Annotated in this window: 13 protein-coding genes; 9 read left to right on the top strand and 4 right to left on the bottom strand. The window is 72.5% G+C overall.

Annotated elements, in window-relative coordinates:
• The first annotated feature begins 9 nt into the window (after positions 1-9).
• Together GA0070561_RS30350 and GA0070561_RS30355 are read left to right on the top strand one after the other, a co-directional pair.
• On the top strand, positions 10-1182 hold the full coding sequence (locus GA0070561_RS30350) for a zinc-dependent alcohol dehydrogenase (protein ID WP_091408302.1): 1173 nt from the start codon (positions 10-12) through the stop codon (positions 1180-1182).
• 283 nt (positions 1183-1465) lie between these two features.
• Positions 1466-2041, top strand: coding sequence for a GNAT family N-acetyltransferase (locus GA0070561_RS30355; protein ID WP_244166501.1), 576 nt, complete (start codon positions 1466-1468; stop codon positions 2039-2041).
• A 4-nt stretch (positions 2042-2045) separates the two neighbouring features.
• Here the strand turns inward: GA0070561_RS30355 and GA0070561_RS30360 are convergent, their stop codons facing one another.
• Entirely contained in the window at positions 2046-3065 is a 1020-nt protein-coding gene (locus GA0070561_RS30360; RefSeq protein ID WP_244166502.1) for a S66 peptidase family protein, read from the bottom strand.
• Positions 3066-3463: 398 nt separating this feature from the next.
• On the opposite strand from GA0070561_RS30360, the gene GA0070561_RS30365 reads away from it, so the two are divergent.
• Positions 3464-3850, top strand: a complete 387-nt coding sequence (locus tag GA0070561_RS30365) for a DUF2267 domain-containing protein (RefSeq protein WP_167362539.1) — start codon at positions 3464-3466, stop codon at positions 3848-3850.
• A 34-nt stretch (positions 3851-3884) separates the two neighbouring features.
• On the opposite strand, the gene GA0070561_RS30370 is transcribed toward GA0070561_RS30365, so the two are convergent.
• Positions 3885-5363, bottom strand: a complete 1479-nt coding sequence (locus GA0070561_RS30370; RefSeq protein ID WP_091408850.1) for a glutamate-cysteine ligase family protein — start codon at positions 5361-5363, stop codon at positions 3885-3887.
• A 153-nt stretch (positions 5364-5516) separates the two neighbouring features.
• Here GA0070561_RS30370 and GA0070561_RS30375 point away from each other — a divergent pair, with 153 nt between their 5' ends.
• The gene (locus tag GA0070561_RS30375; protein WP_091408310.1) at positions 5517-5855 is read left to right on the top strand and encodes a DUF3817 domain-containing protein; all 339 of its coding nucleotides are present in this window, start codon (positions 5517-5519) and stop codon (positions 5853-5855) included.
• 163 nt (positions 5856-6018) lie between these two features.
• Here GA0070561_RS30375 and GA0070561_RS30380 read toward each other — a convergent pair whose 3' ends face one another.
• Entirely contained in the window at positions 6019-6567 is a 549-nt protein-coding gene (locus GA0070561_RS30380; RefSeq protein WP_208603893.1) for a hypothetical protein, read from the bottom strand.
• Between the two features lie 142 nt (positions 6568-6709).
• Here GA0070561_RS30380 and GA0070561_RS30385 point away from each other — a divergent pair, with 142 nt between their 5' ends.
• Genes GA0070561_RS30385 through GA0070561_RS30395 form a run of 3 tightly spaced genes read left to right on the top strand, consistent with a single transcriptional unit; the run spans position 6710 to position 10725 of the window.
• Complete coding sequence (locus GA0070561_RS30385; RefSeq protein ID WP_091408316.1) at positions 6710-7834, top strand: baeRF2 domain-containing protein; 1125 nt, start codon at positions 6710-6712, stop codon at positions 7832-7834.
• The gene (locus GA0070561_RS30390; RefSeq protein ID WP_091408319.1) at positions 7827-9581 is read left to right on the top strand and encodes a thiamine pyrophosphate-binding protein; all 1755 of its coding nucleotides are present in this window, start codon (positions 7827-7829) and stop codon (positions 9579-9581) included. The genes GA0070561_RS30385 and GA0070561_RS30390 overlap by 8 nt, the downstream gene beginning before the upstream one ends.
• Positions 9582-9630: 49 nt before the next feature.
• Complete coding sequence (locus tag GA0070561_RS30395; protein ID WP_091408321.1) at positions 9631-10725, top strand: iron-containing redox enzyme family protein; 1095 nt, start codon at positions 9631-9633, stop codon at positions 10723-10725.
• Between the two features lie 90 nt (positions 10726-10815).
• Here the strand turns inward: GA0070561_RS30395 and GA0070561_RS30400 are convergent, their stop codons facing one another.
• Positions 10816-11046: a CDGSH iron-sulfur domain-containing protein gene (locus GA0070561_RS30400; RefSeq protein WP_091408324.1), complete on the bottom strand. Its 231-nt coding sequence runs from the start codon at positions 11044-11046 to the stop codon at positions 10816-10818.
• Positions 11047-11191: 145 nt separating this feature from the next.
• Here GA0070561_RS30400 and GA0070561_RS30405 point away from each other — a divergent pair, with 145 nt between their 5' ends.
• Together GA0070561_RS30405 and GA0070561_RS30410 are read left to right on the top strand one after the other, a co-directional pair.
• Positions 11192-12634 (top strand): hypothetical protein, encoded by a 1443-nt coding sequence (locus tag GA0070561_RS30405; RefSeq protein ID WP_244166503.1) that lies wholly within the window; start codon positions 11192-11194, stop codon positions 12632-12634.
• Positions 12635-12856: 222 nt separating this feature from the next.
• Complete coding sequence (locus GA0070561_RS30410) at positions 12857-14005, top strand: SigB/SigF/SigG family RNA polymerase sigma factor (RefSeq protein WP_091408326.1); 1149 nt, start codon at positions 12857-12859, stop codon at positions 14003-14005.
• Positions 14006-14008: the final 3 nt, after the last annotated feature.

Genomic DNA, 14008 nt, shown 5'->3' on the forward strand with positions numbered 1-14008 from the left:
GGACCGAGAATGAAGGCCACCGCCTGGATGGGCACCGACAGCGTCAAGGTCATCGACGTACCCGACCCGAAGATCATGAACGCCCGGGACGCGATCGTGCGGATCAGCACCACCGCGATCTGCGGCTCCGACCTGCACCTCTACCACGGCTACATCCCCGCGATGCGCAAGGGCGACATTCTCGGCCACGAGTTCATGGGCGAGGTGGTGGAGGTGGGCCCGCAGGTCCGCAACCTCGCCCCCGGCGACCGGGTGGTGGTGCCCTTCCCGATCGCCTGCGGGCACTGCTCGTCCTGCCAACGCGGCCTCTACTCGGTCTGCGAGAACTCCAACCCGAACGCCGGCATCGCCGAGAAGATCATGGGGCACTCGCCGGCCGGCATCTTCGGCTACTCGCACCTGCTCGGCGGCTACGCCGGTGGCCAGGCCGAGTACGCCCGGGTGCCGTTCGCCGACGTCGGCCCGGTCAAGGTGCCCGACGAGATCAGCGACGACCAGGCGGTCATGCTGGCCGACGTGTTCCCGACCGGCTACATGGGCGCCGAGATGTGCGACATCAAACCCGGGCAGGTGATCGCCGTCTGGGGCGCCGGGCCGGTCGGGCTGCTCGCCGCGGCCAGCGCCCGGTTGCTCGGCGCGGAGCGGGTGATCGTCATCGACCGGTTCCCGTACCGGCTGCGGCTGGCCGAGGAGCACATCGACGCCGAGACGATCAACTACGAGGAAGCCGACGTGCTGGACACCCTCAACGAGATGACCGCCGGCCGGGGCCCCGACGCGTGCATCGACGCGGTGGGCCTGGAGGGCCACCACGGCAACACCGCCATGTACGCGTACGACCGGGCCAAGCAGGCCGCACGAGTCGAGACGGAACGGCCGTTCGCGCTGCGGCAGGCGATCCTCGCCTGCCGGTCCGGCGGGGTGGTCTCGGTCGTCGGCGCGTATGGCGGCTTCGTCGACAAGTTCCCGATGGGCGCGTTCATGAACCGCTCGCTGATCATGCGGACCGGTCAGTGCCACGTCCAGCGCTACACCCGGCCGCTACTGGAGCGCATCCAGCGCGGCGAGATCGACCCGAGCTTCATCGTCAGCCACCGGATGCCGCTGTGTGACGCCCCGAAGGGCTACAAGATCTTCCAGAAGAAGCAGGACGACTGTACGAAGGTGCTGCTCAAGGTTTGACCGGCGGCCAGCTCTGCCGGTTGGGAAGTGCTTCGCGCGCTGCCTTTGGAGCTGATGTCGCAAACGATTCAGCCCGGCTGGCTCGGCTGGCTCGACTGCCTCTGCTGCCTCGGCTGCCTCCGCCGGAGAGTCCGGCGGCTGGGCCGGGGTGGGCCGGGGGGTGATGTCGTCAACGATTCAGCTCCAAAGGAGTCGACCAGAGCCTCGGCTGTCAACGCCGGTCGATCTGCGCCCACCCGGTGCCGAACCCAGCCTTGGCTCTGCGCGAGCTAGCGTGTCCGCCATGGAGAGTGGCGGTATGTCGGTGCCTGTCTCGGTCGACCTCACTGTCCGGCTACGGCCGGTTGCCGAGCCCGACCTGGCGATGCTCCGGCGGTTCTGCACCGAGCCGGGCCTGATCGGTCTGGACTGGGCCGGCTTCCGGGACGCCGGGGTGCCGGCGCGGCGGTTCGCCGTCGACGGCTACCTCGGCGAGGACGACGGACGGCTCGTCGTGGAGGTCGAGCAGGAGCAGGCCGCCGCCGGCGTCGTCAGCTACACCGCTGGGCGTTACGCCGGCCGGGCGTCGTACTGGGAGATCGGCATCGCCCTGCTGCCGCAGTGGCGGGGGAGGGGCATCGGCTGGCGCGCCCAGGCGTTGCTCTGCGACTACCTCTTTCACCACAGCCCGGCCCAGCGCATCCAGGCCGGTACGCACCCGGAGAACCTCGCCGAGCAACGGGCGCTGGAGAAGGCCGGCTTCCAGCTCGAGGGCGTCGTGCGGGCCAGTGAGTTTCGGGCTGGCCAGTGGCGCGACGGCTACCTGTACAGCCGGTTGCGCGACGACCCGTCCCCCTGGGACCCGACGCCGCAGGCCTGAGCCCCTAGCGCGGGCGGACCCCCGGCTCCACCGTCAGGGTCCCTGCCGTGGCGTCGATCGTGGCGCGCGAGCCCAGCGGAATGGTGAGCTGCCCGTCGCCATGCCCCAGCCGCAGCCCGCCCAGGACCGGCACGCCAAGGTCGTACAGGCGGTCCTTGAGCACCGCCGCCGCGTCCCACTCGCCCGGTTCACCGACACTGTTGGTGATCTGGCCGATGACCACACCGGCGACCCTGCGCAGCACGCCCACCCGGCGCAGCTCGGTCAACATGCTGTCGATGCTGTACGGAGCCTCGTCCACGTCCTCGAAGAAGAGGATCGCGCCGTCGAACTTCGGGGAGTCCTCCGCGCCGAGCGAGGTGGAGATCAGCGTCAGGCAGCCGCCGAGCAGGGGCCCCGATGCCCGCCCCGGCACCACCACGGAAGCGGCTGTCTCGGCCGGGTCCCGGGAGATCGTGACGGGTGCGGTGGTCATCACCGCCCTGCGGAGCGCCTCGGCCGACTCGGGGCCGGTGCGGGCGTCACTCCAGTTGACCATGGGGCCGTAGAAGGTGACCAGGCCCGTTTCGCGCCAGAGTTTGCCGTGGATGCTGGTGATGTCACTGAAACCGACGACCACCCGGGGGTCCCGGCGCAGAACGGACACGTCGATCTGGTCGACGATCCGCTGCGTGCCGTAACCACCTCGGGCGGCGAAGACGGCACGGACGCCCGGGTCGGTGAGCGCGGCGTTCAGGTCGGCCAGCCGCTGCGCGTCGGTGCCGGCCAGATAGCCGTACTTGGTGAAGACATGCTTGCCCAGCTCGACCTCCAGGCCCCAGCTGCGCAGGATCTCGATGCCGCGGGCCATGTTCGTGGGGTCGGGCGTGCTGCCGGGCGACACGACCCGGACCCGGTCACCGGGTGCCAGCGCCGGTGCCCGCAGGACGCGCTTCGCACCGACCGGCGCGGCCTGCGCGGACGCGGCCTCCGACGAGCCGACGAGCACCGCGCCACCGGCCGCCGCCGCTCCCATCCGCAGCATGTGTCGACGGGACAGGGGCACCCGCGCGGGCCCCTGGATCGCGGCTGGGTCTGTTCCAGAAGTGGCCACCGGCGTCCCCTCATCGTGATCAGACGATGTGTGCGAGCTGCCACAGCCTACGACAGCCATCGATTGAGGTGGGGGTCCACAAGGGACAACGACCACTCCAGCGAACGCGCGTGCCCCTGTCTCAGCGGACGGGCTTCCGACACGGCCCGACCTGGTTCAACTGGCAGCCCGGGTGACGCGACTGGCATGTTTTGTGAGGCCTCGCCCGCCGACGGCGGGAAAGTCCGGGTCCGCGCGCGACCCCGTTTGTCGCCAGGGAGCCTGGGAACTCGCCCCGTTCGTCCGCAGGCAGGCCCGACGGCATGCCGACGAGACCGAAGGAGCAGGGCATGGAGTACGAGCAGATGATCGCCACGGTGCGACAGCGCGCGGGCCTCGGTGAGAACGAAGCCGTGCGGTCCATACAGGCCGTCCTGTCGGTGCTCGGTGAACGGCTCGCCGGACAGGAGGCGGACAACCTGGCCGCGCAGCTACCGGAGCGGCTGAACGGGTCCGTCACCCGCAACGCACAGGGCCGCCGGTGGGACGTCGGCGAGTTCCTGAAGCACGTCGGGGACCGCGAACAGGTCGCGAACGCGGACCAGGTGCGTCAACACGCCCAGGCGGTGCTGCGTACCGTCGCCGAGGCGCTGAACGACGACGAGCGACACGACCTGCTCGCCCAGCTTCCCGGCGGCATCATCGATCTCTTCGGTGTGCCCACCCCGCGAGGCTGAGCAACGCGCCGATCGGGCTACCCGTCCGGAGTGCTCACGGGATCGGCCACTCGTGCACCGGCCGGTTGCTGTGCATCAGGTCGACGTAGTGTCGGACCACCTCGCGCAGCGCCTCCGGCCGGTCCAGGTGGTCGGCCGACTCCAACCGGTGCAGCGTCTCCACCTGCCAGGTCGCGCCGTTGCGGCCAGTCAGGCAACGCTGCTCGATGATGCCGAGCAACCGGTCACGCTCGGCCGGGTCGAGCCCCCACCGGTCCAGGCCGTGATGCGCCATCGGCAGCAACCGGCGCAACACCAACTCGGTGACGGGCAGGTAACCGAGACCGGGCCAGAAAACCTGCGCGTCGATGCCGTGCCGGGCGCAGCTGGTGAAGTTCTCCTCTGCGGCGCTGAACGACATCTGCGACCACAGTGGCCGGTCCGACTCGGCGAGGGCGCGCACCAACCCGAAGTAGAAGGCGCCGTTGGCGATGGTGTCCAGCACGGTCGGACCGGCGGGCAGCACCCGATTTTCCACCCGCAGGTGCGGCCGGCCCCGCGACACGTCGTACACCGGGCGGTTCCACCGGTAGACGGTGCCGTTGTGTAGGCGCAACTCGGCGAGGTTGGGCACCTCACCGGCCGCGAGGGCCTGTGCCGGGTCCTCCGGGTCGCAGACCGGCAGCAGCGCCGGGAAGTAACGTACGTTCTCCTCGAACAGGTCGAACACGCTGGTGATCCAGCGTTCGCCGAACCAGACCCGGGGGCGTACCCCCTGGGCCTTGATCTCCTCCGACCGGGTGTCGGTGGCCTGCTGGAACAGCGGGATGCGGGTCTCGCGCCACAGCTCCCGGCCGAAGAACAGCGGCGAGTTCGCGCCGACCGCCACCTGGATGCCGGCCACCGCCTGGGCGGCGTTCCAGTAGTCGGCGAACTGGGCCGGGCTGACCTGAAGGTGGAACTGGGTGCTGGTGCAGGCCGCCTCCGGGGTGATCGTGTCGGCGGTGACCGCCAACCGTTCCACCCCGCTGATGGCGATCGGCAGGTCCTCGCCGCGGGCCGCGAAGATCTGCTCGTTGAGCAGTTTGTAGCGGGGGTTGGCCGACAGCGTCTCGGCGGTCAGGTGCTCCGGGCGCAGCGTCGGCAGGATGCCGATCATGACCATGTGGGCGCCGATCGCCCGGGCCTTCACCTCGGCGGCGTTGAGGCTGGCCCGCACGTACTCCTCGAAGTCGGCGGTGCCGGTGCCGGTCAGCCGGCGCGGCGGCACGTTGATCTCGATGTTGAACTGGCCCAGCTCGGTCTGGAAGCTCGGATCGGCGATGGCCGCCAGCACGTCGGCGTTGCGCATCGCCGGATTCGACGCCTCGTCGACCAGGTTCAACTCGATCTCCACGCCGGTCATCGGCCGGTCGAGGTCGAAGCGGGACTCGCGCAGCATCTCGGCGAAGACATCCAGGCAGCGGCGGACCTTGTCGCGGTACCGGGCTCGATCCTCTCGACTGAAGGTTCGTACGCCGACGTCCTCGCCCATGGTCACCACCCCGTCACCGCTGGTCCCCCTAACCTCGCACGTGATCGGCGGGCGGGGGAAGACCCGAGGACCCTTTCCTACCCAACTGCCCGCCCCGTTAGCCCAGCCAGAGCCGACCGATAGCATTGCGGGCCGAGAGGTGGTGGCGTGCGGATGCGCGAGAAGGTGACCCGGCTGTTCGTCGCGGCGGCGATCGCCGAGGCCTGCTCCTGGCTGGCCCTGCTGGTGGGCATGCTGGTCAAGTACGGTCCGCCGGACAACGAGCTGGGCGTCAAGATCTTCGGGCCGATCCACGGCGGCCTGTTCGTCGCGTACGTCCTGCTGGTGCTTGCCGTGGCCCGGCTGCACCGGTGGAGCCTGCTGGCCACGGCGGTGGCCCTGGCCAGCGCGGTGCCGCCGTTCGCCACCCTGGCCTTCGAGCGCTGGGCCCGCCGCCGGGGCATGCTCGGCGTCGACCGGCAACCGGCCCGCGAGCCCACCCCGGTCGGCTGAACCGCCGACCCGCCCGCACACCCACCCTGGTCGGCTGAACCACCGACCCGCCGGGGTCGGCTGAACCACCGACCCGCCGGGGTCGGCTGAACCACCGACCCGCCGGGGTCGGCTGAACCACCGACCCGCCGGGGTCGGCTGAATCACCGACCCGCCGGGCCGGTCAGGTCAGCGCGGAGCAGGCCGCGATGCCGGCCACCAGCAGTGTGCCCAGGAACGCCTGCAACAGCAGTGGCGGCCCGAGATGCGACCAGAGCGTCGCCGTACGCGGGGTCAGTAGCTGCCCGGTGGTGAGGTTGACGATCCGCTCGATCCGGGGCGGCAGCTCCGGGTCGCGTTGCGGGCGCAAAGTGAGCTGCACCTGGTCAGCCGGGTGCAGGGCGCTCTGCGGCAGGTGACCGTGCAGCTCCACCTCGCAGAGCTGACCGGCGGCGTTGCGTAGCCGCACCGGGGTGACCAGGTATTCCGGGCCCTGCTTCAGCTCCTTCCAGCGACGGCGGGTGCCGCCGGCGCCGAACGAGAAGAGCGAGCGCAGCAGCAGGGCGGGCAGCCGGGCGAAGGCCGCCGCCGCGAGCACCGCCACCAGTACCGGCTGACCGATGCGTACCTCACGGGTGTAGCCGTCGAGCAGGCGGATCAGCCGCCCGGTGACGATTCGTTCCGTCGGGTGCACGATCCGTCGGGTATCGAGTCCGCTGTCCATTTCCACCACCGAGAGTCCGCTTGTGTTCACAGATCGTATCGACGTCCTCGGTTGAACGACGTGAATGAAACCTGGTCACGGGCTCACGGCCGCGAGGTGACATCCCCGGCGACCCGGGTAAGCGGGGGGCCGAGCTGGAAAGGGGTCGAGCATGCAGCTGTCCTTCCTGCGCCCGCTCTACGACCGTCCCGGGCCGTGGTGCTCGGTGTATCTGGACGCCTCCGCGGACACGGAGGACGCCCATCCCGCGTTGGATCTGCGCTGGCGTGCCCTGGAGCGCAGCCTGGCCGAACAGGGGGCGGACGAGGCGAACATCGCCGCGCTGGACCGGGTGGTCCGAGGTCATGATCCGATGGTCGGGGACTACGGGCTGGCGCTCTTCGCCAGTCATGGCCAGGTGGTGCTCTCCGAGTACCTGTCCGCGCCGCCACTGCGGGACCTGGCCCACGTGGGGCCGCTGCCGCACGTGATGCCGTTGCTCGCCCAACGCGGCGAGCAGGTGGCCTGGGTACGTGTGATCGCCGACCGTCTCGGCGCCGACGCGATGGCGGTCAGCGCCGGCGGGGTGCCCCGCCGGGCGCACGTCGCCGGCCGGGACGAGTACCCGCTGCGTCGGGCGAAGCCCGGCGGCTGGTCCCAGTCGCGCTACCAGCGGGCGGCCATGGAGGCGTGGCACCAGAACGCCGGCGACGTCACGGCGGCGACCGTGCAGCTGGCCGACCGGGTCGGCGCGGACGTGGTGGTGGTCGCCGGTGACGTCCGGGCCACCGGAATGATCGCCGCGCAGATGCCGGAGCGCTGGCAGGACCTGGTGGTCCGTACCGATGCCGGGTCGCGCGCCGGCGGCGCCGACCAGACGATGCTGGACGACCTCACCGTGCAGACCATCGCGGAGATCGCCGACCAGCGGATCAGCGCCGCGCTGGACAAGTTCGGCGTGCAGGAGGACGTGGGCGGCGGCCTCGACGCGGTCGTCTCGGCCCTGCAACGCAACCAGGTCGACATGATGCTCATCGTTGACGACCCGTCGGCCAACGGTGAGCTGTGGATCGGCGCGCAACCCACCGAGATCGCCGTCGACCCGGGGCAGCTGGCCGCCATGTCGGTCGCCGACCCGCAGCGGGTACGCGCCGACGCGGCGCTGGTCCGGGCGCTCGTCGGCACCGACGCGGCACTGACCGTGCTCGGCGCCGACGAGGCGCCCGACCTCACCGACGGCGTCGGCGCGGTACTGCGCTACGTCGACCCCAGCACACCGGGGCGCGGCAATGGTTGACCGAACGGTTGCGGACGTCGTGGTGGAGCGGCTCCTGGCCTGGCGGGTGCCCCGCGCCTTCGGGTACCCCGGCGAGGCGATCGCTCCACTGGTCGACGCGCTGGACCGCACCGGCGGCGAGCCGGCGTTCATCCCGGCCCGGCACGAGGAGACCGCCTCGTTCATGGCCACCGGGCACGCCAAGTTCACCGGCGGCATCGGGGTCTGCCTCGCCACCCAGGGCCCCAGCGCCGTCCAGCTGCTCAACGGCCTCTACGACGCCAAGCTGGACAGCAAGCCGGTGGTGGCCATCGTCGGGGAGGACATCTCCGGGCCGCTCGGCGGCGCGCACCAGGAGATCGGGCTGAGCCGGCTGTTCGGGGACGTGTGCAACCAGTTCGTCCGGTACGGCCGCAGCCCCGACGAGGTGGGTGCGCTGCTGGACCAGGCGTTCCGAACGGCGGCGGCGACCCGCAGCCCGACGTGCGTGGTGCTGCCCCGACAGTTGCAGGAGGCGCTGGTGCCCGACCTGCAGTCGTACGGCGCCGGGGTGATCACGGCGACCCCCGGCGAACCGCTGGCCCGGGTCCTGCCGCACGAGGTGGACCTGGACGCCGCCGCGCAGTTGCTCGGCGGCGGCCAGCGGACCGCGATCCTGGTGGGCCAGGGCGGTCGGGACGCGGCCGCCGAGATCATCGAGATCGCCGACCGGCTGGGCGCCGGGGTGGCCACCTCGCTGCTCGGCAAGCCGGTGCTCGACGAGCGGTTGCCGTTCCACACCGGGGTGCTCGGCGAGGTCGGCACCCCGGCGGCGGCCGAGCTGATGGGTGGTTGCGACACCCTGCTGATGGTCGGCACCAACGACCCGTGGACCGACTACTTCCCGATGCCCGAGCAGGCGCGCACGGTGCAAATCGACATCGACGGCCGCCGGATCGGCACCCGCTACCCGGCCGACGTGCCGCTGGTCGGTGATGCCGCCGAGACGCTGCGGGCGCTGCTGAGCCGATTGCGCGGCCGACCCGAACAACAGTGGCGCGCAACCGTGGAGAGTTCGGTGGACCGCTGGCGGGAGGTCGCCGCCGAGCGCGTCGCCGCCGCCGCGGACCCGGTCAACCCGCAGCTCGTCCTGCAGGAGTTGTCCGCCCGGATGCCGGGCACCGGCGCGGTCGCCGTCGACGTCGGCTCGGTCCTCTACTGGTACGCCCGGCACCTCACCCTGCCACCGGGGGTCAACGCGCAGCTGTGCGGAACCCTCGGCTCGATGGGCTGCGCGCTGCCGTACGCGGTGGCGGCCAAGCTCGCCGCGCCCGACCAGCCGGTGGTCGCGCTGGTCGGTGACGGGGCGATGCAGCTCAACGGGCTCGCCGAACTGATCACCGTCTCGCACCTCTGGCAGCAGTGGCGCGACCCGCGGCTGGTGGTGCTGGTGCTCAACAACCGGGACCAGAACGGCATGGGTGGCGGGCGGCAATCGTCGTCCGACCCGACCCGCCGCCGCCCGGACGTGCCGTACGCCGGGTGGGCCCGGCTGCTGGGGCTGCACGGGGTACGGGTGGACCGTCCGGAGCTGGTCGGCGCGGCCTGGGACGAGGCCCTCGCCGCGGACCGCCCCTGCGTACTGGAGGCGGTCGTCGACCCGGCGGTGTCGCTGGCGCCGCCGGAGCCCGCCTTCGCCGACCTGCGGGGCCTGTACGCCGAGGGCGCTCCGGCCCGGAAGGTCCGCGAGCAGGTGGAGGTCACCGCGAACGCCGACGACCTCGTTTAGCCACCCTGGACCAGGGCATGAGTAGCGGCCCGACGACGCTGGAGGTCCCATGTCCGAGCCCGACCGCCGCTACGGTCCCGCGACCCTGCCGACGGCACGGGGTCCGCTCTCCGCGGCGGTCGTGCAGGCTCTGCGGCACCCGCCGCACGAGCTGCCGGCCGATCTCGGCGTCGGCCTCTACCCGGCGGACCCGATCACCGACGAGGACCTGCAGCTGACGCTGTTCCTCTGCTACGAGCTGCACTACCGGGGCTGGCTCGGGGTGGACGAGTCGTGGGAGTGGCAGCCGACACTGCTGGCGCTGCGCGCCCGCTGCGAACGGGTCTTCGAGACGGCGCTGCGTCGGCTGGTCGGCGCACCGTCGGTGCCCGCCGCCGGCGTGGCGGCCGGCCTGACCGAGCTGGTCGCGGCCGACGACGGTCCGGCGCTGGCCGCGACGCTGCAACGCCGCGCCGACCTCACCCAGTTCCGCGAGTTCGTCGCCCACCGCTCCGTCTACCACCTACGGGAGGCGGACCCGCACAGCTGGGCGCTGCCCCGCCTCGGTGGCCCGGCCAAGGCCGCGCTCGTGGAGATCCAGACCGACGAGTACGGCAACGGGCGGCTGGACCGGATGCACGCCGAACTCTTCCGGAGCACCCTCGACCGGCTGGGCCTGGACACCGGTTACGGTGCCCACATCGACGTGGCGCCGGCGGTGACGTTGGCGACCAACAACCTGATGTCGCTGTTCGGGCTGCACCGACGGCTGCGCGGCGCGCTGCTCGGGCACCTGGCCGCGTTCGAGATGACCTCCTCGCTGCCCAACCGCCGCTACGGCAACGGGCTGCGCCGGCTCGGCTTCGACGAGGTGGCCACCCGCTTCTACGACGAGCACGTCGAGGCCGACGCGGTGCACGAGCAGATCGCCGCGCACGACGTGTGCGGCGGCCTGGTCCGCGTCGAGCCGGCCCTCGCCTCCGATGTGCTCTTCGGCGCGGCCGCCGGGCTCGCGGTGGATCGGCTGTTCGCCGCGCACCTGCTGGACAGCTGGGCCGCCGGCCGCAGCTCACTGCGCGCACCGGCCCCGCCGGCCGTGCCGCCCAAGGTCTCGCTTGTCGCGGCGCCCGCGGTGGCTTCGCCGGCCCCGTCCGCGCTCGTCTGATCAAGACCGCCGGCTGTGCAGTGGGGGCGTGCCTCTGGTGCGGCCCGGCCCGGTCCGTGTGCTCTCGCGCGTGATGCGGCGACCGGGGGGTCAGCCCTCGCGGGTGGTGCCCGCGCGGAAGTCGACCGCCTTGTGAGTGCCGTCGCAGAACGGCTTGAGCGCCGACTTGCCGCACCGGCACAACGCCACAGTGCCCCGCCGCGCGTCGATGCGCTCGCCGTCCGGGGTGACCAACGCGAAGTCGCCGCGGACCAGCAGCGGTCCGTCCTCGTACGGGGTGATCGTGGCGGCGGCTGGCTCGCTGGTGTCGTCGGTGCGCATGGCCCCGGAAGTGCCCGTCCTGGCCCTGGCGAAACCCGAGCCGCCGAACGCCGGTGATGACCGGCGCACCCCGCTGAGCAGCGGAATGTGCCGCCGGGAGGGTGATGCCCCGTTTGAACCCCATCGGGACGGGAAGCCGGGCCGCGTGGTGAGCGAACGAGGCAAGGTGGGGCCGGTGCACAAGGTGCACAAGGGGCTCACGGCCGATGGCGCCGGTCTCGCCGGCGACCGGGTCGTGGCCGCGGGCAGCTCCGCCCGGGTGCTGGTCGCCGCCACCGCCCGGGCGCTACGCGGGGTGGACTGCGCGGACCTCGGGCACACCGGGCCGACGTCGCGGTTCCCCGGTGCCCCCGAGCCGGTACGCCGTGCTGCGGTCACCCGCGCCGCCGGCCGGGTCGCGCTCACCGTGGCCCAGATCGACGAGGTGGACGCCGCGAGGGTGGCCCGGTGGTTCGTCGACCAGTACCCCCGCCGGCGCTACCCCGGGGTGCTGATCGGCTCTCCGCACGGCGCTGCCGCACACCTCGCGGTGGCCCTCGGTGTGCCGTGGCTGCCGGCGGGCTTCGAGATGACCGTGCACTGGTCCGACGGCGGGGTGGACCGCCCGGCGGAGGCCGCGGAGCACGGCGCGGCACTCGCCACCCGGTTGCTCGCGGGCAACGCCGACCTGCACCTGCGCCAGGTGCACTGCCCGGCCAGCCGTGGCGCGCTGGCCGGGGCGACCGTGTCGCTGACCGCCGCGTGGAGGGCCCTACCGGCCGCGTACGCGCGGTTCCTGGCCGACCGGCTGGTGCCGGGTGCCCCCGTGCTGCTGGTCCGCGACGCGCGCACCTGGCCGGCGCTGGAGCACGGGCCGGGGCACAGCTTCCAGGTCGGCTGCCCGGGCAGTGGGCTGGACCCGGTGGACTTCCACCCGGACAGCCACGCGCTGCGGCAGGTGCTGCGCTCCGTCGGCGGCGACGCGACCCGGTGGCAGCCGCCGGAGGTGTCCGTGCCGTCGGCGTACGCCGAGCACGGCGTCGACTCCGGCTTCGAGTTGGCCGCGCGGGACTGGTCCACCCGCAACCAGCACCCGCTGCACCGGGTGTTGGTGCCCCGGCCGGCGGCGCTGAGCGCGGGCGTGGCCGACCTGTACCGGCGGTGGCTGCGGCGCGCCGGCAAGACCGGCGACCGGTTGGTGGTGGAGTGCGGTCGACTGCTCGACCCGTGGCAGGTGGTGCGGGCGGGGCTGGTGCCGTACTGGTGTGAGAACGCCACCCGCCGCAGCGTCGACGAGGCCGAGTGGTGGCTGGCCGGCAGCGAGGCGTTCAGCTCGGTGGACGTGTTGCCCGAGCCGCCCGGGGTGCGCTCACCCGCGCTGGCCGGGTTGCCGCAGTGGCTGGCCGTCGCCGGGTTCGGCCGGCGGCGTCGGGCGCTGGACCGCACCACCGCGCGGGGTTACCCGGTCACCTCGGTGCCCACCCGCCGGGCCACCGAGGTGCTGCGCGCCCAGCCGTACGACCTGCCCGCGCCGCCCCCGCTGGGGGTCGCGGAGGCGTTGGCCGTGCTCCGCGACAGCGGCGGCCACCAGGGGTTGTTGGTCTCCTGAGACGGAGGACGCCGAAACATCCTCGCGAACCCGGGGTCCCGTGATTGAGTACCTACGGAGCGGGAACATCGCTGGCTGCGACGGCCTGATTGCGCTGCGTAGAGGCGGTGTCGCCCGCTGGCATCCCAGTCACTGACCCACTTTCCGGCCCGGTGCGTGGCTCGACCACGCGCACGACCGGTTTCCCGATCCGGGCGGGGGACCTTCCTGAGGGAGGCGCGGATGTTCGGACAGACGAGCACGACCACGACCACGACCCCACCACCACCCAACGATCGAGGTCTGGAGGATCTCGACGCGGCGGCGATGGCGTACGCGGCCCGGATCGCCGGGCTGCCGCCGGAGCGGCGGGGGGAGGCCCGGGACGACCTGGTGCGCTTCGCGCTGCCGTTCGCCGGCCGGCTGGCCCGCCGGTACCGGGGGCGGGGGGAGCCGCTGGAGGACCTGGAGCAGGTCGCCCGGCTGGGCCTGGTCAACGCCGTCGACCGCTATGACCCGGAACGGGGCTCGTTCACCGCGTACGCCGCGATCACCATCGTGGGCGAGATCAAACGGCACTTCCGGGACCGTACCTGGGGTGTGCACGTGCCCCGCCGGCTGCGGGACCTGATCCTCGAGGTGGGGCAGGCCACCGCCGCACTCACCAGCGAGCTGTCCCGGGCGCCGTCGGTGGCCGAGCTGTCGGCCCGGCTGGAGACCCCGGAGGAGGAGATCCTCGCCGCCCTGGAGTCGGCGGCCGGCTACAGCCCGGCGTCGCTGAACGCGCCGGTGGGTGGGGAGAGCTCCGCCGAATTCGGGGACCTGGTCGGCGAATCGGACAACGCGTTGGAGTCGGTCGACGACCGGGTGACGGTGAGCGGCCTGCTGCACCGACTGCCCTGGCGTGAGCGACGGATCCTCGCGATGCGCTTCTACGGCAACCAGACCCAGGCGGAGATCGCCGCCCGGTTCGGCATCTCGCAGATGCACGTCTCCCGGCTGCTGTCGCGGGCGCTCACCTGGCTGCGCCAGGCGATGCTCGCCGACGCGCCGCCGCCGTGGCAGAACGGCGCCGCCGAACCCGACCCGGGCAAGACCCGGATCTCGGTCAAGCAGAACGGCGACTCGGTGGTGGTCGAGGTCGGCGGCGAGATCGACCGCGACGGCGCGGACCAGCTGCGCCGGGCCATGCTGGAGGCGGTCACCGGCCAGCCGAGCGAGGTGGTCGTCGACCTGGTCGGCGCGGGTGGCTTCGATGCCGGTGGGATCGCCGCGCTGATGGCCGGTCGGGACGCGGCGGAGCGGACCGGCGTGCCGCTGCGGCTGACCCGGGTCCAGCCCGCGGTACGCCGTTCGCTCACCGCCGCCGGCCTGGCGCCGGCCCGGGACTGACGC

It is taken from the genome of Micromonospora saelicesensis (genome assembly GCF_900091575.1).
GTDB lineage: Bacteria > Actinomycetota > Actinomycetes > Mycobacteriales > Micromonosporaceae > Micromonospora > Micromonospora saelicesensis.